Origin of the sequence: Asticcacaulis biprosthecium C19, from assembly GCF_000204015.1 — a bacterium.
GTDB lineage: Bacteria > Pseudomonadota > Alphaproteobacteria > Caulobacterales > Caulobacteraceae > Asticcacaulis > Asticcacaulis biprosthecius.
Genome location: NZ_GL883079.1, coordinates 635,572 through 656,784 on the forward strand (window position 1 = coordinate 635,572; position 21,213 = coordinate 656,784).

General features: G+C 60.7%; 24 protein-coding genes and 1 tRNA gene. 12 read left to right on the plus strand and 13 right to left on the minus strand.

Annotated elements, in window-relative coordinates; translation table 11 throughout:
* Together ABI_RS25770 and ABI_RS18165 are read right to left on the minus strand one after the other, a co-directional pair.
* Positions 1-387, minus strand: a 387-nt coding sequence (locus ABI_RS25770) for a hypothetical protein (RefSeq protein ID WP_211211192.1), incomplete at its 3' end; no start/stop codon positions are given.
* Between the two features lie 103 nt (positions 388-490).
* The gene (locus ABI_RS18165) at positions 491-913 is read right to left on the minus strand and encodes an EamA family transporter (RefSeq protein ID WP_245531392.1); all 423 of its coding nucleotides are present in this window, start codon (positions 911-913) and stop codon (positions 491-493) included.
* A gap of 320 nt (positions 914-1,233) precedes the next feature.
* On the opposite strand from ABI_RS18165, the gene ABI_RS18170 reads away from it, so the two are divergent.
* A complete protein-coding gene (locus ABI_RS18170) occupies positions 1,234-1,695 on the plus strand; it encodes a hypothetical protein (RefSeq protein ID WP_006274523.1) in 462 nt (153 codons plus the stop codon).
* Entirely contained in the window at positions 1,692-2,180 is a 489-nt protein-coding gene (locus tag ABI_RS18175; protein WP_040309590.1) for a hypothetical protein, read from the plus strand. Before ABI_RS18170 ends, ABI_RS18175 begins: the two co-directional genes overlap by 4 nt.
* Here ABI_RS18175 and ABI_RS18180 read toward each other — a convergent pair.
* From ABI_RS18180 to ABI_RS18190, 3 genes are read right to left on the minus strand one after another with little or no spacing between them, the layout of a single operon-like run.
* Entirely contained in the window at positions 2,177-2,725 is a 549-nt protein-coding gene (locus tag ABI_RS18180) for a DUF4287 domain-containing protein (protein WP_006274524.1), read from the minus strand. The genes ABI_RS18175 and ABI_RS18180 overlap by 4 nt on opposite strands.
* A gap of 1 nt (position 2,726) precedes the next feature.
* Positions 2,727-3,065 carry a DUF1523 family protein gene (locus tag ABI_RS18185; protein ID WP_006274526.1) on the minus strand — a complete coding sequence of 113 codons (339 nt, stop codon included), beginning with the start codon at positions 3,063-3,065 and terminating at the stop codon, positions 2,727-2,729.
* Positions 3,066-3,125: 60 nt separating this feature from the next.
* Positions 3,126-3,842 (minus strand): RlmE family RNA methyltransferase, encoded by a 717-nt coding sequence (locus ABI_RS18190; protein ID WP_040309591.1) that lies wholly within the window; start codon positions 3,840-3,842, stop codon positions 3,126-3,128.
* 102 nt (positions 3,843-3,944) lie between these two features.
* Here ABI_RS18190 and ABI_RS18195 point away from each other — a divergent pair, with 102 nt between their 5' ends.
* The 7 genes from ABI_RS18195 to ABI_RS18225 all read left to right on the plus strand — a co-directional run bounded on the left by ABI_RS18195 (position 3,945) and on the right by ABI_RS18225 (position 10,503).
* Positions 3,945-4,292 carry a hypothetical protein gene (locus ABI_RS18195; RefSeq protein WP_006274528.1) on the plus strand — a complete coding sequence of 116 codons (348 nt, stop codon included), beginning with the start codon at positions 3,945-3,947 and terminating at the stop codon, positions 4,290-4,292.
* A 75-nt stretch (positions 4,293-4,367) separates the two neighbouring features.
* A complete protein-coding gene (locus ABI_RS18200; protein WP_040309592.1) occupies positions 4,368-4,835 on the plus strand; it encodes a peptidylprolyl isomerase in 468 nt (155 codons plus the stop codon).
* Positions 4,836-4,931: 96 nt separating this feature from the next.
* Complete coding sequence (locus ABI_RS18205) at positions 4,932-5,327, plus strand: hypothetical protein (RefSeq protein ID WP_006274529.1); 396 nt, start codon at positions 4,932-4,934, stop codon at positions 5,325-5,327.
* 81 nt (positions 5,328-5,408) lie between these two features.
* Positions 5,409-5,819 carry a hypothetical protein gene (locus tag ABI_RS18210; protein WP_006274530.1) on the plus strand — a complete coding sequence of 137 codons (411 nt, stop codon included), beginning with the start codon at positions 5,409-5,411 and terminating at the stop codon, positions 5,817-5,819.
* A gap of 39 nt (positions 5,820-5,858) precedes the next feature.
* Complete coding sequence (gene queA, locus ABI_RS18215) at positions 5,859-6,929, plus strand: tRNA preQ1(34) S-adenosylmethionine ribosyltransferase-isomerase QueA (protein WP_006274531.1); 1,071 nt, start codon at positions 5,859-5,861, stop codon at positions 6,927-6,929.
* 1 nt (position 6,930) lies between these two features.
* A complete protein-coding gene (tgt, locus tag ABI_RS18220) occupies positions 6,931-8,046 on the plus strand; it encodes a tRNA guanosine(34) transglycosylase Tgt (protein WP_006274532.1) in 1,116 nt (371 codons plus the stop codon).
* 249 nt (positions 8,047-8,295) lie between these two features.
* A complete protein-coding gene (locus ABI_RS18225; RefSeq protein WP_006274533.1) occupies positions 8,296-10,503 on the plus strand; it encodes a TonB-dependent receptor in 2,208 nt (735 codons plus the stop codon).
* Between the two features lie 54 nt (positions 10,504-10,557).
* Here ABI_RS18225 and ABI_RS18230 read toward each other — a convergent pair whose 3' ends face one another.
* On the minus strand, positions 10,558-11,274 hold the full coding sequence (locus ABI_RS18230; protein ID WP_006274534.1) for a hypothetical protein: 717 nt from the start codon (positions 11,272-11,274) through the stop codon (positions 10,558-10,560).
* A 244-nt stretch (positions 11,275-11,518) separates the two neighbouring features.
* On the opposite strand from ABI_RS18230, the gene ABI_RS18235 reads away from it, so the two are divergent.
* A tRNA-Lys gene (locus ABI_RS18235) sits at positions 11,519-11,595 on the plus strand.
* A 440-nt stretch (positions 11,596-12,035) separates the two neighbouring features.
* Positions 12,036-13,073, plus strand: coding sequence for a pyridoxine 5'-phosphate synthase (locus ABI_RS18240; protein WP_040309594.1), 1,038 nt, complete (start codon positions 12,036-12,038; stop codon positions 13,071-13,073).
* Positions 13,074-13,099: 26 nt separating this feature from the next.
* On the opposite strand, the gene hspQ is transcribed toward ABI_RS18240, so the two are convergent.
* Positions 13,100-13,429 (minus strand): heat shock protein HspQ, encoded by a 330-nt coding sequence (gene hspQ / locus ABI_RS18245; RefSeq protein WP_006274536.1) that lies wholly within the window; start codon positions 13,427-13,429, stop codon positions 13,100-13,102.
* Positions 13,430-13,692: 263 nt separating this feature from the next.
* Between hspQ and ABI_RS18250 the strand changes: the two genes are divergently transcribed.
* Positions 13,693-14,844 (plus strand): Ppx/GppA phosphatase family protein, encoded by a 1,152-nt coding sequence (locus ABI_RS18250; protein WP_040309595.1) that lies wholly within the window; start codon positions 13,693-13,695, stop codon positions 14,842-14,844.
* 31 nt (positions 14,845-14,875) lie between these two features.
* Here ABI_RS18250 and ABI_RS18255 read toward each other — a convergent pair whose 3' ends face one another.
* The 6 genes from ABI_RS18255 to ABI_RS18280 all read right to left on the minus strand — a co-directional run bounded on the left by ABI_RS18255 (position 14,876) and on the right by ABI_RS18280 (position 21,136).
* Positions 14,876-15,742, minus strand: coding sequence for a peptidylprolyl isomerase (locus ABI_RS18255; RefSeq protein ID WP_006274538.1), 867 nt, complete (start codon positions 15,740-15,742; stop codon positions 14,876-14,878).
* Between the two features lie 25 nt (positions 15,743-15,767).
* Positions 15,768-16,247, minus strand: a complete 480-nt coding sequence (gene coaD, locus ABI_RS18260; protein WP_006274539.1) for a pantetheine-phosphate adenylyltransferase — start codon at positions 16,245-16,247, stop codon at positions 15,768-15,770.
* Between the two features lie 24 nt (positions 16,248-16,271).
* Positions 16,272-19,079, minus strand: coding sequence for a DNA gyrase subunit A (gyrA, locus tag ABI_RS18265; RefSeq protein WP_006274540.1), 2,808 nt, complete (start codon positions 19,077-19,079; stop codon positions 16,272-16,274).
* 85 nt (positions 19,080-19,164) lie between these two features.
* Positions 19,165-19,674 carry a single-stranded DNA-binding protein gene (gene ssb, locus ABI_RS18270; RefSeq protein WP_006274541.1) on the minus strand — a complete coding sequence of 170 codons (510 nt, stop codon included), beginning with the start codon at positions 19,672-19,674 and terminating at the stop codon, positions 19,165-19,167.
* Positions 19,675-19,992: 318 nt separating this feature from the next.
* A complete protein-coding gene (locus tag ABI_RS18275; RefSeq protein ID WP_157138988.1) occupies positions 19,993-20,442 on the minus strand; it encodes a hypothetical protein in 450 nt (149 codons plus the stop codon).
* 13 nt (positions 20,443-20,455) lie between these two features.
* Entirely contained in the window at positions 20,456-21,136 is a 681-nt protein-coding gene (locus ABI_RS18280) for a hypothetical protein (RefSeq protein WP_040309596.1), read from the minus strand.
* Positions 21,137-21,213 lie beyond the last annotated feature (77 nt).

Sequence of the window (21,213 nt, forward strand, 5' to 3'; positions counted from 1 at the left end):
TTCCGCCTTGACCAGGTCGTCGGCACGTCTGGCCGCTGTCTGGGCGAGCTCCTGTTGAGCCTGAGCACGAGCGACATCGCCATCAGCGCGGGCCTGGTTTGCTGCAAGGGCTGCAGGGTCGCTGGTCCCGCCGGCGGTGCCCGGCGCCACGACTTCGCCATGAACCCTCATTGCCTGGCCCAGGGCGCCTTCACCGACAGCGACAGTGGTCAATCCAAGACGATTTTCCGCGTCGGCTGTCAGGGTCAGCTTCAGCAGTTCGGTTTCGTGGCCGATCACTTCGAGGGTCGCCGGCTTCACCGGGCCTGAAGCTTTTTTCGGCGGTTCGCAGGCAACCAGGATAAAACCTGCCAGGGCGATAAGTCCCGATATTCCAAGTCTGGACATGTCTTCCGTCTCCCGCGAGTCTTCGCGGCAGCCATAGCCTGTTCGTCCTTCGCTGCGGCTGGCGGCATCTATACAAAATGCGAAGGTTTCGGTCGGAAATTGATCAGGTGCGGAGCGAAACCAACACAGCACCAACGGCGATCAGACCGACACCTGCCCAGTTGGCCAGGCTCAGCTTTTCGCCCAGGAACAGCACGGCAAAAGCGGCGACAAAGACGACACTCAGCTTGTCGATCGGTGCGACTCGGGCGGCGTCACCCAGCTTGAGGGCATGAAAATAACAGAACCAGGATGCCCCCGTGGCCAGACCCGACAGAATGAGAAACAACCACGTTCGGTTGGAGATGCTCGACGGGTTGTGCCAGCTTCCCGTCGCGACGACCAGGAGACCGGCTGCGAGCAGGATCACAATCGTCCGGATGAACGTCGCAAGGTTGGAGTTGACGTTTTCAACTCCAACCTTGGCGAACACAGCCGTAAGCGCTGCGAATCCCGCCGATAACAAGGCCCAGAACGGCCAGGACATGTAGAAGGTTTTCATCACCGCAAAGTATGGTTGAAAGGCGTCGGAGGCAATTGAGAAATCCCCAACCAAGACCATTTGCAGGTGCCTCCAAGACAGGGCTCAGGCCGCCGTCATCTACAACCCGGTAATCGACGTCCCCAACATGGCAGGAACACCACGCGCAACGGCAGCATGGTCTCGTGGTACGTATCCATGCCCTGGATCATCGTGGCAGTTCATGGGTCGCAGGCGATGGAACAAATTGTTGTTTCGGTTGTCGTGGTGTCTGTAACGCCGCCGGATCTGTGGTAGGCTGGGGCGGTTCTATGGAGGGGGAAACGATGTGGATCTTGCCGCGCATTTTCTTGAGCGTTCTGGGCGCCGCCGCCGCACGGGCGGCGGCCATCGGCCTGATGGCCTATGGCGTTATCGGCGAACGCACGGCTATTTCCGGTTTTGAGCTGGCCTCGACCATGCTCAGCCTCACTTTTTTCCTCAGCCTGATCATCGCCGCTATCATCGGCATACCAATGTTTGCGGGCCTGATCCGGCGTGGTCGCCTGAGGTGGTGGTCTGTAACCTGGCGGTCGTTTTTCGTCGGGTTTGTCGTGGTCAACCTGGTCGGTGTGGCCTTGTACGGCTTGGGCGCACCTGCGATCTGGGTGCTGGTGCCGCTGTATGCCCTGATTTTCCTGTCACCTTATCTGATCCTTAGCCCATTGGCCGGTCTGACGGCCCTACTGGTATGGAAGACGTTTCCCGCGAACCCGTGGGGGCACGAACGTCAGGAACCAGCGGCATGACACATCCGCAGGCCCAGCCGGTACCGATCGGCCTTCGGGCATGTGTTGCGGCCCTCGCCGGACCGCTGTCCTTAACGCTCATCGGAACCATGTTTTCGCTCTTGAAATCGGGGTGCGGGCCTTCAGGGGTAGACCTGAACTGCATTTTTGTGACGGGTCGAGGTTCCATCAGTTTGTTCGTGTGGTTGTTGCCGTGCGTAGCGCTTCCCGGAATGCTGGCGCTGCTCGGATTGGCGCATCTGAAGATGGACTATTGGTGGTCCATGACACTCGCTGGTTTCGTCATAGGCTACGGCATCTCCGGTGCTTGGGGACTCCTTAGCCCACCACATTTAGGTACCGATATTCCCGCCGAGGCCTGGCACGCCTGGAATCCCCTGTTTCTAGTCTTCGGCGGTATGGGTGCCTTGACAGGTCTTTTCATGTGGGCGGCGTGGCGCGGTCTGCGGTCAAAAGCACATGTGGATGTGCCGAGTGACGCTTAAGCCGCGTCATAGGCAGCGCGCAACCAGCCCAGCAGTTCCTTATCGACCTGAGCCCCTGCCGTCACCCGGACACGATGCGTCACCATGGTATTCCAGCTTCCGGCGGCTTCGAGACGTTCGCCAGGATCATAGCCTTTGAGCTTGATGCCGACATCCATACGCTCGACGCCGATCTGAACAATGCCGAATTTTTTCTTGCCGCGGTTCAGGTTGATGTAGCTCTGCGCAGGCGCAAACTCCACATCGCCACCAAAGGCTGTCACGTCTGCTGCCAAGGCGTCAAAAGCTGTCCGCCACGCCGCCTTGTTACCGGAAAAATGCGCGGCGAGCTTGTCGTCGTCCGATGACGGACCGCCGGTGGCTGCTTGCTTCAACACGGCCGCGATGGCGTTGGCATGGCCGTGCCCCAAGCCCAGCTCCCCCTTGGCCCAGGCGAGGATATCGGCGTGTTGCGTCAAGCCGCGTTCGGCGGCGATACGGCGAAAGTCGTCGGGGCCCAGCCCCGTCTTTTCGCGGATGGTATCGAGATAGGCCTGGAACGACATGCTAACCGATCTTTTCGGCCTTGGTGATGTTCTTGTAGACCGACAGAACCGGAATACGGAAACCGTAATAGCTGATCTTGAACCGTCCCTGCTCAGCCAGCTTGCCCTGAATATCCGACGAGTTGAACTTGAAATAGTGCAGGCTGTCGGTGTTGCGATAGGTGCCGTCATTGGTGAAAACCAGATAGACATCCTGGCGATCGCCGTTGCGCTCCATCAGCTTGTTCTCGACATGGGTGACCGTGACCTCGGCCGAGCCCGCCGTCCAGTAGGGATAGGTCGCCCAGCCCAGGAACATGGCCACGACGACGACAAGAATAGCAACAACCAGTTTCTTCACAGCCAACCCTCCATCTTACAAAATAAGCTTAGCCTCGCGATGGCAGGGCGGCAATGGCAATTAGCCTCTGAACCCCGTCGCGACGATGTAGATTTCCGTCGAGCCAGCGCGGCTGGACTTGGGTTTCATATGTTTGACCACATCGAAGGCGAGTTTCAGCTTCAGCAGCAGTTCTTCGGTCTCACCACCCTGGAAAGCCTTGGCAACAAAGGCGCCACCCGGCTTTAGGTTTTCGAGCGCGAAATCGCCGGCCATCTCCAGCAAGCCCATGATCTTGAGGTGGTCGGTCTGTTTGTGGCCAACCGTATTGTGCGCGAGGTCGGACAGTACGATATCGGGCTTGCCGCCCATCAATTCGATCAGTTGCGGCCCGATGGCCGGATCGGTGAAATCGGCCTCCAGTATATCGGCGCCCGGCACCGGATCGACCGGCAACAGGTCGACGCCGACCACATGCGCCGCGCCACGCTTTTTCGCAACCTGGACCCAACCGCCCGGGGCACAGCCCAGGTCGATGACCCTAGAGCCGCGCTTGAGCAGGTGAAAGCGCTCGTCGATCTCGATCAGCTTGAAGGCGGCGCGCGACCGCCAGCCCTCGGCCTTGGCCTGCTGGACGTAGGGGTCGTTCAATTGCCGCTCCAGCCACTTGGCGGAGGATTGCGTGCGGTACTTGGCAGTCTTGACGGCGGTGTGGCCTTTGCCGCGGCCGGCCAGGGTTCCGCCTTCGGGCGGCTTGACCATACGGCGGCGTTCGGGCTCTTCGGGGGTATCGTTCATGTCGCGTCTATAACAGTCCCTTGTGGAGCACGGAAGGAAAAGGTTCCAATTCCTTTCTTACATGCAAACCGCTAAACCGCCCGTAGCCCGAAAGGAGGCCCCATGCGCCCTGCCCTGTTCCTGATACCGCTGCTGATGCTGTCCGCCTGCGGGCCATCCGAAAAGCCGGCCGATGTCGCCACCGCCGCCGAAGCGCAGGCCGTCCAAGCTTTTGTCTCCTCCAGCGGGCCGCAACTCACCTTTGTCGACTCCTCGGAAATGGCCGGCTCCTGCCGCCTGGAAATCGGCGACGAGGAAGCCCGTAAGCTGGTCAAGCGCTGCACCCTGCTGTCGCCACCCACCCATCCGCCCTGCCACGTCGACAATTCGTGCAAGATGATCCACGACGAAATCAAGCGTGCCTGCGAGCAACTTCCCATCAACCGGCAACTGCCCGCCGAATGCGGCTGACGATTCCGGTTTGCAATCCCTCAGCCTAACGCCTATGTCAGGGCCGCAATTTTCTGCCCACAAGGAACCTCCACCATGGCCGATGATCCCGAAAACACCCTCATCCTGACGCTCGACACCGGCCCGGTGACGATCCGCCTGCGCCCCGATCTGGCGCCAAACCACGTCAGCCGCATCAAGGAACTGGCGCGCGAAAGCTTCTATGACGGCATCGTCTTCCACCGCGTTATCCCGGGCTTCATGGCCCAGGGCGGCGACCCGCAGGGCCAGGGCTTTGGCGGTTCGGGCAAGAAGATCAAGGCCGAGTTTAACGCTGAACCCCATATTCGCGGCGTCTGCTCGATGGCCCGCTCGCAAAACCCGGACTCGGCCGACAGCCAGTTCTTTATTTGCCTGGACGACGCCCGCTTCCTGGACAAGCAATACACGGTCTGGGGCGAAGTGACCGAAGGCATGGAAAATGTCGACGCCCTGCCCAAGGGTGAGCCGCCGCGCACCCCCGGCAAGATCGTCACCATGCGCGTCGCCGCGGACGTTGCCTGATCGGTGACCACTCGCGTCACAACTTAAAGGCTTGTTAAGACCCATACCCTTAAAAGTATGGGTCTTAGTTTAGTAGCGTAATAGTAGCAGAGTACCATGCCCAAGCGTTCGCGTATCAGCCTGAATATCGATGCCGCTAATCGCATCCTGTTTGTCCGCCTGCACAGTCTGTGCGATGACCATAACACGCCCGACCTGATAGACAGCCTGAGCCAGGTGGACGAGTCCTGGTCCTACGATGCCCTGTTCGATTTCCGCCGCTACGAAGCGGATCTCTCCGGCGATTACCTGTCCTTCCTCACGCAGAAATGGACCGCCCTGACCGAAGGCCGCGACCGCGACCGGCGGATGGCTCTGGTCAGTCCCTGCCCCGTCCTGAACCTGCAACTGCGCGAGATGCGCAGCGCCATGCCCGACCGTGGCATCGCCGTGTTCGAATCCTTCGACGAAGGGCTGGACTGGCTGAAAGCCGATACGGCCCTGGCTGCCTGAACCGACATTCGGCGGCCATCTCAACAAAGCCTTAAGTCCGTTGTGGCAGGGTGACTATCCACTGCCAGGACTGAGCCCGTCATGAGCCGATCGCGGATAACTATCACCTTTGACGAGACCAGTCGCATCTTCGTTGCGCGCTATTTCGGCGAGATCGAAGGCGATGATATCAATGACGGCATGATGGGACAACTGCTCAAGGTCGATGAAATCTGGACCTATGACTGCATCATCGACATGCGTCGCTATGACGGCACCGTCCTGGTCGGCGAGATCGAAGACCTGGGCAAGCGCTGGGCCTTGTTTGCCAATGGCCGCGATCGTGGCTGTTTCACCGCCATCATCAGCGACGATTCCCTGGTCCGGGCGCGCCTTCCGGTAACCCAGTCGCTGTTTCCGACGCGCACAACGGAACTATTCAACAGTTTTGATGAAGGGCTGGACTGGATCAAGGTCCAGCGTGGCTACTTACAGAAAGCCCTGGCTGTTTAAGCCTTGACCTGAGCGACGTTTGCGCGTTTGAGACGCGCCATGCTGGTTTCCGACTTCGACTTTGACCTACCCGACGACCTTATCGCCCTGCGTCCCGCCGAGCCGCGCGAATCCGCACGCCTGTTGCGCATCGACGCGCAAGGCGGTCTGACCGATGCCAGGGTCGGGGACATTGCCGCCTTCTTGAAATCCGGCGACCTGCTGGTCGTCAACGACACCAAGGTCCTGCCGGCGCAACTGCACGGGATCCGCCGCCGAGATGGCGCCGACGTCGCCATCGAAGCCACCCTGATCAAGGCCACCGGTGCCACCCAGTGGCAAGCCTTCCTGAAGCCCGGCCGCAAGGTCCGTATCGGCGATGACTTGCATTTCGGCAGTGATATCAAACTACAAGCGACCGTCGCCGCCAAGGCGGAAGACGGCCGCTATACGCTCGACTTCCACCACACGCCCGAGGTGCTAGTCGAGCGGCTTCATGTCATCGGCGCCATGCCCTTGCCACCCTACATACGGTCGAAACGGCGCGAAGACGATCAGGACAAGCGCGACTATCAGACCGTCTTCGCCAATGAGGAAGGGTCGGTCGCCGCCCCGACGGCGGGCCTGCACTTTACTTCTCAATTACTGGAAGTGTTGCAATCGCAAGGGGTCGGCATAGAGCGGATTACCCTACATGTCGGCGCAGGCACCTTCCTGCCAATGAAGGTCGAGGACACGCGCGACCACATCATGCACGCCGAACTCGGCGTCATCTCCGCGGAGTCTGCCGCGCGTATCAATGCCGCCCGGATCGCCGGCGGCCGGATCGTCTGTGTGGGGACGACCTCGCTGCGGTTGCTCGAAAGCGCTTGCGATCCGCAAGGCACCATTCACGCCTTTGCTTCCGAGACTGCCATCTTCATCACACCCGGTGTGGTGGTGCGGTCGTGCGACCTGGTGCTGACCAATTTTCACCTGCCCAAGTCGACCCTGTTTATGTTGGTCAGCGCCCTGGCCGGAACCGATACGATGAAGGCCGCCTACCGCCACGCCATCGAAACCGGCTACCGCTTCTTTTCCTACGGCGACGCCTGCCTGATCGACAACATTTCTAAAAACCAAGAAACGTAACATGAGCGCTTTTCCCTTTACGATCCATGCGTCACAAGGCCAGGCCCGCACGGGCGTGCTGAAAACGCCGCGCGGTGATATCCCGACTCCCATCTTCATGCCCGTCGGTACGGCCGCTACGGTCAAGGCGCTGACCCTGGACATGGTCCGGCAGAGCCACGCCAAGATCATCCTGGGCAACACCTATCACCTGATGCTGCGACCGGGGCCCGAGCGGGTGAAACGGTTGGGCGGGCTGCATAAGTTCATGGGCTGGGACGGTCCGATCCTGACCGACAGCGGCGGATTTCAGGTGATGAGCCTGTCCAAGATCTCCAAGGTCAAGGAGGACGCCGTCACCTTCGCCTCGCATATCGACGGGTCGAAACACGTCCTGTCGCCGGAACGGTCCATCGAGATCCAGGCCGACCTGCTGGGCTCGGACATAGTCATGCAGCTTGACGAGTGCGTGTCATGGCCGGCCGAGGAAAAGCGCGCCCAGGAAGCGCTGCAACTGTCGGCGCGGTGGGGCCTGCGTTCAAAGCAGGCGTTCGGCACGCGCGACAGCCAGGTTTTGTTCGGCATTCAGCAGGGCTCGACCTTCGAGCACCTGCGCCGCGAATCGACCGACCGTCTACTGGGCATCGGTTTCGACGGCTATGCCATCGGTGGGCTGGCCGTAGGCGAAGGCCACCGCGCCATGTGTGACACGTTGGATTTTTGTGCCCCCCTGCTGCCATGGGACAAGCCGCGCTATCTGATGGGGGTCGGCAAGCCGATCGACCTGCTGGAAGGCGTGGCGCGCGGCGTCGACATGTTTGACTGCGTGCTGCCGACCCGGTCGGGCCGCCATGGCCAGGTGTGGACCTGGGACGGACCGATCAATATGAAGAACGCCCGCTTCGCCGAGGACGACACGCCGCTGGACGCGACCAGCGACTGCCCGGCCAGCCGCGACTATTCCAAGGCCTATCTGCACCATCTCGTTCGCGCCGAGGAGATCCTGGGGCAGATGCTGCTGTCGTGGCACAACATCGCCTTCTTCCAGGCCCTGATGATCCGGATGCGTGGCGCCATTGCCGCTGGCACCTTCGACAGCCTGCGCGCTGACCTACTCAGCCGTTGGACGCGTGACTAGGTTTTGACGCATCGTGTTTATCCAAAAGGTGCCAAAGTTCGTTTCTGGCACTTTTGGGCATGACGCTACGTAAACTGCATTTTCGCCACAGTGGCGAGCTTTATGACGCACATGCAGCAATTCTGTTGCAAATGCGTCATGGCGGCGTAACCCTGCGCCTATTGCGGACCCCACAACGGGGCCGGATCAATAAACCGGGCAGGCAGCGGCAAGGAAGGCACGTCTCTTCACATCTGAGGGAACATGCCCATGTTGTCATCGAAATCCACGCGTCTCGCCGTCCTGCTGGGCGGTGTCTCCACCCTTATTCTTGCCTCCGCCCTTCCGGCGATCGCGCAGGAAGGCGACGAAGTCATCGTTACTGCCACACGGCGCAGCGAAGCCGCCCGCGACGTCCCCGTCGCCGTCTCGGCCATCTCCGGCGAAAAGCTCGGGGTCCTCAACTCTTCTGGCCAGGACATTCGTATGCTGTCGGGGCGCGTGCCGTCCCTGATCGCCGAATCGTCGTTCGGCCGGACCTATCCACGTTTTTACATCCGCGGCCTGGGCAATACCGACTTCGACGTCAATGCCGCCCAGCCGGTGTCGGTCGTCTATGACGACGTCGCCCTGGAAAGCCCGCTGCTGAAAGCCTTCCCGGTGTTCGACGTTGCCTCGGTCGAAGTCCTGCGCGGCCCGCAAGGCACGCTGTTCGGCCGCAACACCCCAGCCGGTGTGATCAAGATCAATTCCGCCAAGCCATCGGATGTTTTCGGCGGCTTCGGCAGCGCCTCGATCGGCACCTATGGCAGCACCAACCTGGAAGCCGCGGTCACCGGGCCGATCACCGAAGGCATCAATTTCCGCCTGTCGGGCCAGATCCAGCATCGCGACGACTGGGTCGAGAACACCGCCACGACCGGCGTCGCCAACGACATGCTGGAAGGCTATACCGACCGCGCCGTTCGCGCTCAGTTGTCGTATACCAAGGGTAGCTTCGACGGCCTGTTCAACATCCACGCCCGCAGCCTGGACGGTACGCCGCGCGTTTTCCGCGCCGGCTTGTTCAAAAAGGGCACTAACGATTTCTCCGACGGCTTCGATGTCGAAAAGGTCGCCCTGGACGGCGTCACGTCGCAGGAACTTTCGTCGTCGGGCGTCGGCCTGCAACTGAACTACAGCTTCGACGGCGTTGGCACCCTGCGCTCGATCACCGGCTATGAGACCGCCAAGGTCGAGAGCTCGGGCGATATCGATGGCGGCGACACCTATGTCTTCCCGCCGCTGGGCCTGAACAACGCCCTGTTCCCGAGCAGCACCGGAGGTATCTCCAAGCCGCAGGAACTGAGCCAGGAAGTGCGTTTCGAGTTTGAACCTTGGGGCAATTTCAGCGCCCAGACCGGCGTCTATTTCTTCGAACAGAAGCTGTTTTACAACGAACTGAACTTTGACGGCGCCGGCGTCGCCAACGCCAATGTCCTCCACGAAAACTACCAGACCAACACCGGCCTGTTTGTGTCGGGCGTATACAAGCCCACAGAACTGCTGACCGTACGGGGCGGTCTGCGTTTCTCGGCCGACCGCAAGACCGACGAGATTTCCGGTACCCCAGTGGTGTCCGGCGTTACCCTGCCGGCTGAGACCACGGTGCGCGGTGACAATGTCTCGGGCGACCTCAGCGTCACCTACGAACTGACCCCGACGACCAACCTCTACGGCCGAATCGCCACCGGCTATCTCGGGCCTGCGATTCAGGATCGGGTCAACTTCGTCTTCACGCCGACCGTGCCGACCGTGGAAGCCCAATCGACCATCTCGTATGAAGCCGGTATGAAATCGGTTTATTTCGAGCGCAAGCTGAGCCTGGCGGCTTCGGTTTACAGCTTTGAAACCGAAGACCTGCAACTGACGGCGGTCGGCGGCAGCAACAATTCAGCCAAGCTGATCAATGCTGACAAGGCAATCGGTTACGGACTGGAACTGGACCTGACCGCCAAGCCGATGGCCAACCTGCTGCTGACGGCCGGTGCCAGCTATAACTACACCGAAATCCAGGATGCGACCCTGGGCGTTGGTCCTTGCGGCTCAGGCATGTGTACGGTCAAGGATCCGATCGTCGGTGGGCTGGCCATGATTGACGGTAACCCCTTGCCCCAGGCGCCGAAATATGTCGCCAACTTCACGGCCCGCTATGCCTGGCCGCTCGACAATGGGGCGCAGATCTTTGCCTACACCGACTGGTTCTACCGTTCCGAGGTCAACTTCTTCCTCTATGAAGCGGTCGAATTCGAAGGCAAGCCCGAGTTCATTGGCGGCCTGCGGGTCGGATATCTGAGCGACGACGGCACCGAGTACGCCGCCTTCGTCCGCAACATCACGGACGAGATTCGCGCCGAAAGCGCCATCGACTTCAACAACCTGACCGGCATGGTCAATGATCCGCGGACCTTCGGTCTGTCGATCCGCAAGTCGTTCTGACCAACAAAAACAGCCTGAAAAAGAGAAACGGCCGGGAATGTCCCGGCCGTTTTTTTATCTGCGTTTCTTGCTGGTCCGCTTTTTCGACGTCGTCTTCTTTACCGGTACGTCTGCGACGGGCTTAGGCGGCTGAACGTAGGTCTCGACATAGACCCGCGGCTTGAACCACGAGGGCGCCGCTGGCGGGGCGCAGTTCTTGTTCATGCCGACACCCTTCAGGTAGGCGCGACGCACCTTGCCGGCCTGGATAGCGTTGTCGAGTTGCTTCTGGTGCTTGTCAGCGCCCGACAGGTAACGAATCGCGCCGCGGAAGGGAACAATGCCACGGGTCGCGCCACGCACCGCACCGACGGCCTGCTTATTGGCGAAGGCCTTGCCTTTTTCGCTATTGGTACGCTCGTCCTTGGGGGGCGGGGGTTCGTCGAAATCCCGGCCCAGCAGAGCGTCCAACTGCGCGACCTGAGAGGCGATGGCTTCGCAGTTGTCCAGCCCCGCCAGGTCGTAGGGCTTGATGACAGCGTTTTGCAGGATTTCCGGAATGTCCTGGCGCTTGAGATTGAAGTCTTCGAGCGGCGCGGTAAAGGCGTCACCCCAGTCGTTATTGTCCTCAGTGCTCTGGCGCATGCGTTCGGTGCTGGCCGATTCACGGCCGCGGCCATCCTCGCGCGCCCCATTCTCTGGACGGACCTTGTCGCCCTCACGCGGCGGCGCCGTATCGATGGGATATTCCGGCGATGACGCGCAGGCGCCAAGGCTCAGTGAAACTATCATTAAACAGGCTGTGACGAAAACCGTCCGGCTTCGTGTCATGGTTCGCCCCCCATCAGCCTGATCAGGCCATAAGCTCATTCACCCGCCTCCGCCCCGACTGTACTTATGACAGCTTCCGGGCATAAAAAAACAATACACAAAAATGGCCTCGCGCGCTTGCGCAATGCGGAACTCCCCTCTATGTAGTCGCTCACGTTTGATCCACCCTTTTTGGTTCCGGGTCAAGCCGTTACGTCTTTGGCAAGAGCCCGTAGCTCAGCTGGCTAGAGCATCTGACTTTTAATCAGAGGGTCCTGGGTTCGAGTCCCAGCGGGCTCACCAAGTCAACTTAAATTGGCTTGCGTGACATAATCATGGCAAAGACGACATTTACCCCATACAATATGTGGCCAATTGTTACCGGCCGGCGCGCCGCCGCTTCGGTCGGCGTCTGAAGACGAAGTCTGGCCGGTCTTCACGATGGACAGCAGCTTCGTCCGTGGTGAAAGCGTGAGGCGCTGGAATTTGAGGCAGCGTCGCCTCTCGCACCCTGCAGCTTTGCATGTCTGTTTCCGTCGCTTCAAGATGAAGCGGCACACGCCCTAAGACCGCGTGTATGGTGGCTTTCGCGTGTGGCATTTTGCCACTCATCCTGCGCGCGGCAGCGAACGTAATCCCTTCAGTATCTCGTCCGGCGCCCGGCCTTAGCCAGAGGCTGCTCAGTGGATTGCCGGCGATCGGACAGCCTTTTTTAACCAGGTCCTTCTGAACGGATTGTTGCCATGACCGTCGCTATGCAGCCTCGCAAGCTGAATTTGAGCATCGCCAGCGCCGCCATGTTGCCGATGGTCCGCAAAGAACCCTCCATGTCTTTGGCCGCTATCGCGGAGGCTGGTCTGCGTGGCGGGGCAGACGGCATTTTGCTCCACCTGACCGATGAGCGTTGGCTGGTCCGCGAGGACGATTTCGAGCAGGTCAGGCGAGTCTGTTCGGAGATGGACAGGTCATTTCAGTTGCGCCTGTGGAGCGCAGGCCCGCTGATCACGACGGCGCTGAAATTTCGGCCCGATGTCGTCTGTTTAACCGCCGAGAGCAAGATCGGCAGCCCCCAAAGCTATGGCCTCAGTTTCCGCGGCAACCTGGGCCAAATCAAATCTGCCTGTCAGCGTTTGAAAGACATTGGCGCACGCTGCTACGTCTCGATAGATGCAGGCCTGGAGGCAGTTGAAAACGCGCTGAAATCTGACGTTGACGGCATCGAATTCGACACGAGCGATTTGTGCGACGCTATACGGGGCGGCAATCTGAAACTTGTGGACGAAAGATTTACCCACCTTTCCTCCATGGCGCGCTATGCGTCGCGGCACGGATTGGGCGTACAGGCCGGGCACGGGCTGGATTTTGAAGCGCAGCGGCTGCTGGCGCGCGTCCCCCAGATCCGCGGGATCAATATGGGGCGTTATCTTATCGGTGGCGCGCTGATGCATGGCCTCACCGCCATGGTCGCCGAGGCCAAAGGGATCATGCTTCATGCCGGGAGCGGTCTGGATGGTCTCGACGCGCGCCGGCAGGCCTGTCTCTATCGTGCAAACTATCGCGGCTTCCGCGAGATGGACATCATCATGTCATCCTTCGCGCAGGCTGTCGTGCCTGCCCTGGTAGATCCCGACCTGTTCATGTTCGAGCACATCCTAGAAATGCCCGACCATGACCTTTACGAACGGATCAGGTCCACGAACGAACCGGAACAAGGCCTGCACATCGAACTGCTGACCAACCTGCGCGACCACTACAAACAGAGCCGTTGGCTTTGCCAATGAGGCCCACAGGCCGCCGCCACGACGCCTCAGTTCGCCAGTCGCACCTTGGGCAGATAGCGCCCATTCTCATAGCGATCGAACAACAGACGGGTCTGTGGGTGGTGCAGCGGCCCACCGGCGGTGTCCGGGCATAGATTGCCTTCGGAGGCATAGGCGACATAGTGGCTGTCGCCGTTCTCAGCCAACAGATGATAGAAGGGCTGGTTCTTGCTCGGACGTACGCTCTCGGGAATGGCTTCCCACCATTCGTCGGTATTGGCGAACTCGGGATCGACATCGAAGATGACGCCACGGAACTCGAACAGATTGTGCTTCACGATCTGACCGATATCAAATTTTGCGCGCTGTTCTTGCATGTTTGAGACCCGTACTCCCCCTGAGCCCGATCATAGTGCACCCGGTTGCCAGCGGATTTCATGCCCCTTCCCCATTCGGTTGTCGGCTTTTTTGCATTTTCATGAACGGCGGAATGTGGTTAACGGCGAATATATCAAAAGCCGGACCTATCCCGCTGAATCTCATAATCTTTCAAAAAGCGGTTGGCATTGTAACCGCCTCGCCCTAAGGTACCTGTGAAGGGATGCCGCGGGCGTCCAACGCAATAAGCGGGGTATGAGCCATGACCGGGGCTCCCTCATATGTGCGGCGGGGCACCGCCGCAGGCCGCCGTGATTCGGCGCCAAAAGGTGGACGCGAGTCCGGCATCTATGCCGCGCTCGACCTCGGCACCAACAATTGCCGCCTCATGATCGCCACCTTCAGCAATTCGCAGTTCAAGATCGTCGAGGCCTTTTCGCGCATCGTTCGGCTAGGCGAAGGCCTGGCCCATTCCGGCCGGTTGCACGACCGCGCCATGGAACGCGCCATGAAGGCGCTGAAGATCTGCGCCGAAAAGATCGAAAAGCGCGGCGCTGCCCAGGTTCGCGCCGTCGCTACGCAGGCCTGCCGCATCGCTCGCAACGGCCGCGACTTTATCGCCCGCGTCGAGCGCGAGACGGGCCTGAAACTGACCATCATCAGCCCTGAGGAAGAAGCCCATTTGTCGGTCATGGGTTGCGCCTCCCTGCTGGATGGCCGCGACCTGGATCCGATTGCACGGGCAGCCCTGGTCATGGATGTCGGTGGTGGGTCGACGGAACTGAGTTGGGTCGAACTGGCCCAGGGTGGCGCCGGCGAAGGCGATGGGTCGCAACTGGATGCCCAACAGCGGACACTGCGCATGAGCCGGCACATGCCACGGCCGCGCCACTGGATTTCGCTGCCGGTCGGAGTCGTCAACCTGGCCGAACGCTTTCCGGAGCCGGAGACCGGCGATCCGGAAGCCTGGTTCGAAACCATGGTCGATGACGTGACCCAACGGCTCGGAAATTTCAGCGCCGCAGACGGACTGCGTCCGCATTTTGCCGCCGGCGAGGCCTATATTGTAGGAACCTCGGGGGCGATCACGTCGCTGGCCGGCATGCACCTGGGGCTGGATCGCTATGACCGCTCCCAGGTCGACGGGCTGTGGATGGAGCATCGCCATTGCCGCACGGTGATCGACAAGCTGCTTCAGTTGGGGCGGTCCGGGCGCGAACTGGAACCGTGCATTGGACGCGACCGTGCCGACCTGGTGCTGGCCGGCGCCGCCATTCTGGAGGCCGTCCAGCGGCAATGGCCATGCACCCGGCTGCGGGTGGCTGACCGTGGTCTGCGCGAAGGTCTTCTGCTCTCCATGGCGCGCAAGAAGACTCGCCGCCGTCGGCGCGGCCGCAGCAAGGGACCGGCATAAAAAAGGCGGCCCCGAAGATCCGCCCGATTTCTTAATTGGAAGCGACCGGTGCCGCCGGTGGGGGCGCCAGGTCCTTGATCGGTACGGTAACGTCACACACCGAGAAGCCGTCGCCCTTTTCCTTCAGCACACCGTCCAGAACGGTCTTGAACTGCGGCGAGTTGGTGTCCATGACGATGATCTGAGGACGTTCGGCCTCCGGAATATCGGCCAGGAGACGCACGGTCAGCATCTTGTCGGGATTGACCGGTGGTTCGCCGATCTTCAACTTGCGGACGACATCCAGGCCGGAAATGACGGTGCCAAAGGCGGTGTAGCGAGTTTCCAGGAACGAACTGGCGCCACGCATCAGGAAGAACTGGCTGTTGGCCGAGTTGGGCTGAGAGTCCCGGGCCATGCCCAAGGAGCCCTGACAGAACAGGCCCCAGGCATTGACCTTCGCGTCGGCTGTCATGGCCATCAACTCATTGACCTGGGACTTCACCGGCATGGCGCCAACAAAACCGACCTGCGAACCGACCGGCTTGGCGGCCACCACCAGCGGAAAACTGGCATCGCGGCGTGTCGTGAACTCCGCCGTCAGGTCCGGCATCTCCGAACCGCCCTGGCCGGTGCCCTGCGGATCGCCCGTCTGGGCCATGAAATCCTCCATGACGCGATGGAAGATCAGGCCATCATAGAATTTTTGGCGCGTCAGGGTCTTCATGCGTTCAACATGGCCCGGCGCCAGTTGCGGCAACATTTCGACGATCACGCGGCCCTTGGTCGTATCGATGACCAGCGTGTTCTCAGCGTCCAGATTCCGGTAGCCCGGTTCCAGTGTCTGGGCTCCGGCCATGCCGGCCAACGCCGCAAAGGCCGCCGCCCCCACCAAGAGCGCCTTTTTCAAAACTGACATATTTCGTCCCGCTGTGACTGTTCGACTAGCTTCTTACCTTGGCGAGGAGGCGCTTTTCAACACTTTCCGCCACGAAGGGACGGATACTGCCGCCTAATTGAGCTATTTCTTTGACCAGGCGTGACGCAATCGCCTGATGACGCGGGTCGGCCATCAGAAAAACCGTCTCGATCTCTCGGTTCAATTGCTGGTTCATCGCCGTCATCTGGAATTCGTATTCGAAGTCCGCCACGGCGCGCAGGCCGCGAATAATGACCGAGGCGCCAATTTCTTCAGCAAAGTGCATCAGCAGGCTCGAGAAGGGCCGCACCTCGATATTGCCCAGATGCGCCGTCTGTTCGACGATCATCTCGACCCGTTCCTCAAGGGTGAAGGTCGGCCCCTTGCCGGTATTGCGCGCGACGCCGATGACCAGTTTGTCGACCAGTTTCACGGCCCGGCCGATGATGTCGGTATGACCGTTGGTGATCGGGTCGAAGGTCCCCGGATAAAGTCCGATCCGCATGCGCCGCCCCTTGTGATCCTGTGATTAGGTCTCGTTGCTGATAGCTGGTGCCTCGTCGGTGCCAGCTTCGTCTTCGCCGCTGTCAGGCAGCCGCTCGACCGATACCACGCGCTCGCCACCTGCCGTGCGGAAGATGGTCACGCCCTGGGTGTTACGGCCGGCAATCCGCACCTGACGCACGCTGGTGCGGATCAGTTGCCCTCCCTGGGTGACCAGAAGGATGCCATCCGTCGCCTCGATCGGGAAACAGGCCGCCAGCTTGCCGCCGCGCTTGCTCATATCCATGGCGACAATGCCCTGCCCGCCCCGGCCGGTCCGCCGGAATTCGAACGATGAACTGCGCTTGCCGAAGCCGACATCGGAAATGGTCAGGATGAACTCTTCCTGGTTTTTCAGCTCGGCATAGCGTTCGTCGGTCAATTCGGCGATGTCCGAAGTTTCCTCAGAGTCGTCTTCGACCACGGCCGGCGCTTCGTCATCGGCACTGCCGATCAGGGCGGTGCGTTCGGCCGAGGCGCGCTTCAGATAGGCCGCCCGCTCAGCCGCAATCGCGTCGGACCGCTTCAGAATGGCCATGGAGATGACCTTGTCGTCACCCAGCAAGCGCACACCACGGACGCCAGTCGAATCCCGGCCCTTGAAGACGCGGACCTCATCGACGGCAAAACGGATCGCCCGTCCGCCCGAGGTCGACAACAGCACGTCCTGATCGTCGCTGCAGACGGCAACACCGACAATGGCGTCGCCCTCTTCCAGCTTCATGGCGATCTTGCCGGCCCGGTTGACGTTGACGAAGTCCGACAGCTTGTTGCGGCGGATATCGCCCGACCTGGTGGCGAAGATAATGTCCAGCTTGTCCCAGCCGGCTTCTTCTTCGGGAAGGGCCAGGATGTTGCTGATATTGTCACCGGGCTCGATTGGCAGCAGGTTGACGAAGGCCTTGCCCTTGGACTGCGGGTTGCCCACCGGCAGACGCCATACTTTCAGCTTGAAGGCCTTGCCCGTCGACGAGAAAAACAGCATCGGCTGATGGGTCGAGGCGGTATAGACGCCGATAATGGCGTCCTCGTCCTTCATGGCCATGCCCGAGCGGCCTTTGCCGCCGCGATGCTGCTCACGGTACATCGATAGCGGCGTGCGTTTGACATAGCCGGAATGGGTCACGGTGACGACCATGTCCTCACGCGGGATCAGGTCCTCGTCCTCGATATCGCCTTCGGATTCGGCAATCTGGGTCCGGCGCGGCACGGCGAACTGGGCCTTGACCTCGACCAGTTCCTCGCGAACGATCGCCATGATGCGTTCGCGCGACGACAGGATTTCGAGATAGCCGGCAATGGCGCTCGAAAGCGCCCTGGCCTCGTCGCCGATTTCGTCGCGGCCCAGGCCGGTCAGGCGCGACAGGGTCAGGGCCAGGATGGCGCGGGCCTGTTCGTCGGTCAGGCGCACCTGGGCGCCTTCCAAAACGATGGAGCGCGGATCGGCGATCAGGTCGATCAGCGGCGCCATATCGCCCGACGGCCAGGTCTTGGCGCACAGGCGCTCACGCGCTTCGCTCGGATCTGCCGAAGACCGGATGATATGGATGACTTCGTCAATGTTGGCGACGGCAATGGTCATGCCGACCAGGACGTGGCCGCGGTCGCGCGCCTTGTTCAGCTCGAAACGGATACGGCGGACGACAACGTCCTCGCGGAAATCGAGGAAGATGTCGAGCAGGCGACGCAGGCCCATCTGCTGCGGTCGCCCGTGGTCAAGCGCCAGCATGTTGACGCCGAACGAGGTTTGCAGCGACGTAAAGCGATACAACTGGTTCAGGATGACATCGCCCGAGGCGTCACGCTTCAGCTCGACGACAACGCGCATGCCCTGGCGGTCGGATTCGTCGCGGACATCGGAAATGCCCTCGATACGCTTGTCTCGGACCAGTTCAGCGATGTGTTCGATCATCGACGACTTGTTCACCTGATACGGGATCTCGGTGATGACGATGGCTTCGCGATCCTTGCGGATGGTTTCAATGCTGGCCTTGCCGCGGGTCACGACCGAACCGCGGCCGGTCATCAGCGCCAGACGGGCGCCGGAACGGCCCAGGATCTCGCCGCCAGTCGGATAGTCCGGCCCGGGAACGATGCTCAGCAGATCTTCCATCGACACCGACGGATCGTCCAGAACCGCCAGGCAGGCGTCGACGATTTCGCCCAGATTGTGCGGTGGAATATTGGTCGCCATACCGACCGCGATGCCACCGGCGCCATTGACCAGCAGGTTGGGGATACGCGATGGCAGGACCGACGGCTCGCGACGGCTGCCATCGTAGTTGTCGGTGAAGTCGATCGTCTGCTTTTCGATGTCTGCGACCAGGGCTTCGGCCGCCTTGGTCATCCGGCTTTCGGTGTAACGCATAGCCGCCGGCGGGTCGCCGTCAACCGAGCCGAAATTGCCCTGGCCATCGACCAGCAGCAGGCTCATCGAGAAGGGCTGGGCCATCCGCACCAGGGCGTCATAGATGGCGCTGTCACCGTGCGGGTGATAGCGGCCCATGACGTCGCCGACGATGTTGGCCGACTTGACGTACTTCTTGTCCGAGGTCCGGCCTTCCTCGTGCATGGCGTAGATAATACGCCGGTGCACAGGTTTCAGGCCGTCGCGGGCGTCGGGAAGCGCCCGCGAAACGATAACGCTCATGGCATAGTCGAGATAGGAGCGTTTTAGCTCGGCCTCGATCGAGATATAGGCGATGCCTTGCGGCGGCGGCGGCGTACCTCCAGAAGAAGGTCCTCCGGAAGAAGGCTCAGGGAGTTCATCATCGCCGTTGGTCGTATCGTTCATTTAGTCACTGTCTTGGGTTTGTGAAGAAACGGACGGCGTCGTACCGTCCGCCTCCACGGGTTACTGCGGATTTACGCCCGATCTATTAGAACGGAATTTCGTCGTCCAGATCGAAATTCTGGGCCGGGCCGGATGCTGGGGCGCGCTGACCAGCCGAGGCCGGCGGACCGCCGTAGCTGTTGTTGTCTTCATACTCGTTGTAGCCGCCGCCACCGCTTTCGCTGCGGCCCCCGCCGCTGTCGCCACGACCGCCCAGCAGGGTCAGTTCACCGCGGAACTTCTGCAGCACCACTTCGGTCGAGTACTTTTCAACACCGCTCTGGTCAGTCCACTTACGGGTCTGCAGGCTACCTTCCAGATAGACGGTCGAACCCTTGCGCAGATACTGTTCAGCGATCTTGGCCAGGTTGTCGTTGAAGATGACGACGCGGTGCCATTCTGTTTTTTCCTTGCGTTCGCCGGTCGCCTTGTCGCGCCACTGCTCAGAGGTCGCAACGGTCAGATTGGCGACGCGGTCGCCGGAATTGAGGGTACGGATTTCCGGATCCTTGCCGAGATTACCGATAAGGATGACCTTGTTGACACTGCCTGCCATGGGACTTTCGCTTTCTTCTCTCTGCCGCACGATTTCCGTTGAGTCTGGCAACGAAGCGGCAACGACTCATTGAGGGGACATTAGAGACTTCTCCCGTCCAAGCCAAGCTTTACGGCCGGCACGCGGACAGGTGTTAACACTTCTTTTGCGTTTGTTGAAAAACAACGGCTGATGATATTGGCTCCGGTTGCAGAAATCGCCTCAGAGGACAATGCGCGCCGATCCAGTTGTTTTCCAACGGGCGTTACAATTTATGTTCTCATTTTGTTCCAACAATGTCAACAGGCCCGCCGATTCGCGAACCTGTTGTCTTGTGCCTTACGGCTTGGTCGGCAGATTGTCCGGCAATTCCACGGTGACGGGACCGGACGGCGCCTCGTCCTCGATGACGATTGAGCCCGGCTGAACCAGGCGATTGCCCGGCGCCCGAACGAGGAACGGCAGGCGCGGCCCCTCATAATGCTGCGAGTAGCGAACTTCACGATTGTTCGCCCACAGGAAGCTGCCGCCGTAGCTGCCTTCCGTCCAGTCAGACGTCGTGCCGGTCGCCAGACGCTGCATACGAACATTGTACAACTGAACCGCGCAGTGTTCCAGGGTCGGGACGTCGCGGGCAATGACGTTGAATTTCACCTCACCCGACGCCGGGTGACCAACCGAATAACAGACCCCGCGTTCCCCAGGTGACTTCAAGCGCTTCTCGCACGCCGTGAGGCCAAATGCAGCGGTACCTGCCAGGGCCATAACGGCCATCGCCTTCCAGTTCATCGTCATTCCTTCCTTACTGCGCCGGGACGGAGCAGCCCTTGCCCTGTTCGACCAGGGTCCGGAAATTGGTATTGTCGTCGGAAATTTCCACCCGCTTGGGGACCAGACGCAACGTCTTTTCGCCCCAGCGTCCGTAGGATGCGTTGCCGGGCGAGACACAGCGGCTGTCGAACAGCAGGGCCGCGCATTGGCCAAGAGTCAGGTCGTCGCGCAGACGATTCCAGCTATTGGAGTTGTAACGCAGGCACGGTGCGGTCGGCCCTGTGGCCACCTTGGCCGTTTCAGGGACGATTTCGCCTGTGGGCTCAGGCTCAGCCACCGGCGCTGTCGTACCCGGCGTCGCCGAGGTTGGGGCTCCGGGAACCGGCACCAGCGACCCGGTCGGCGCGGCGGCCACGTTGCCCTGATCATCGACGCCGACATCCAACTGACCGGTGGCAACACCGTTTTTCTTGGCGCAGTCGGCCAGGGTCAGTTCACCGACGTCGGCCCCGTTGACGTAGCAGCGCAGGGGCTTCTTGGGATCGAGTTGCGGCGTGGGATCGGCAATATCGAACTTCAGGCTGGGCGGTTCGCCGTTCATCTTAGGATCATCCTTGTGACCCTTGTTCAGCATCATCGCCAGTCCGATGGCCGCAGCAATAGCGACGGCAGCGCCGATCGCAACGAACTGCCAGCGTGTATTACCCTTCATCGCCAAAACCTTCCCCCTCCCTGTCGCAAAAATCAACCATTGGGCGACGCGGTCAAGCCGAATTTCACCCGTCGTTC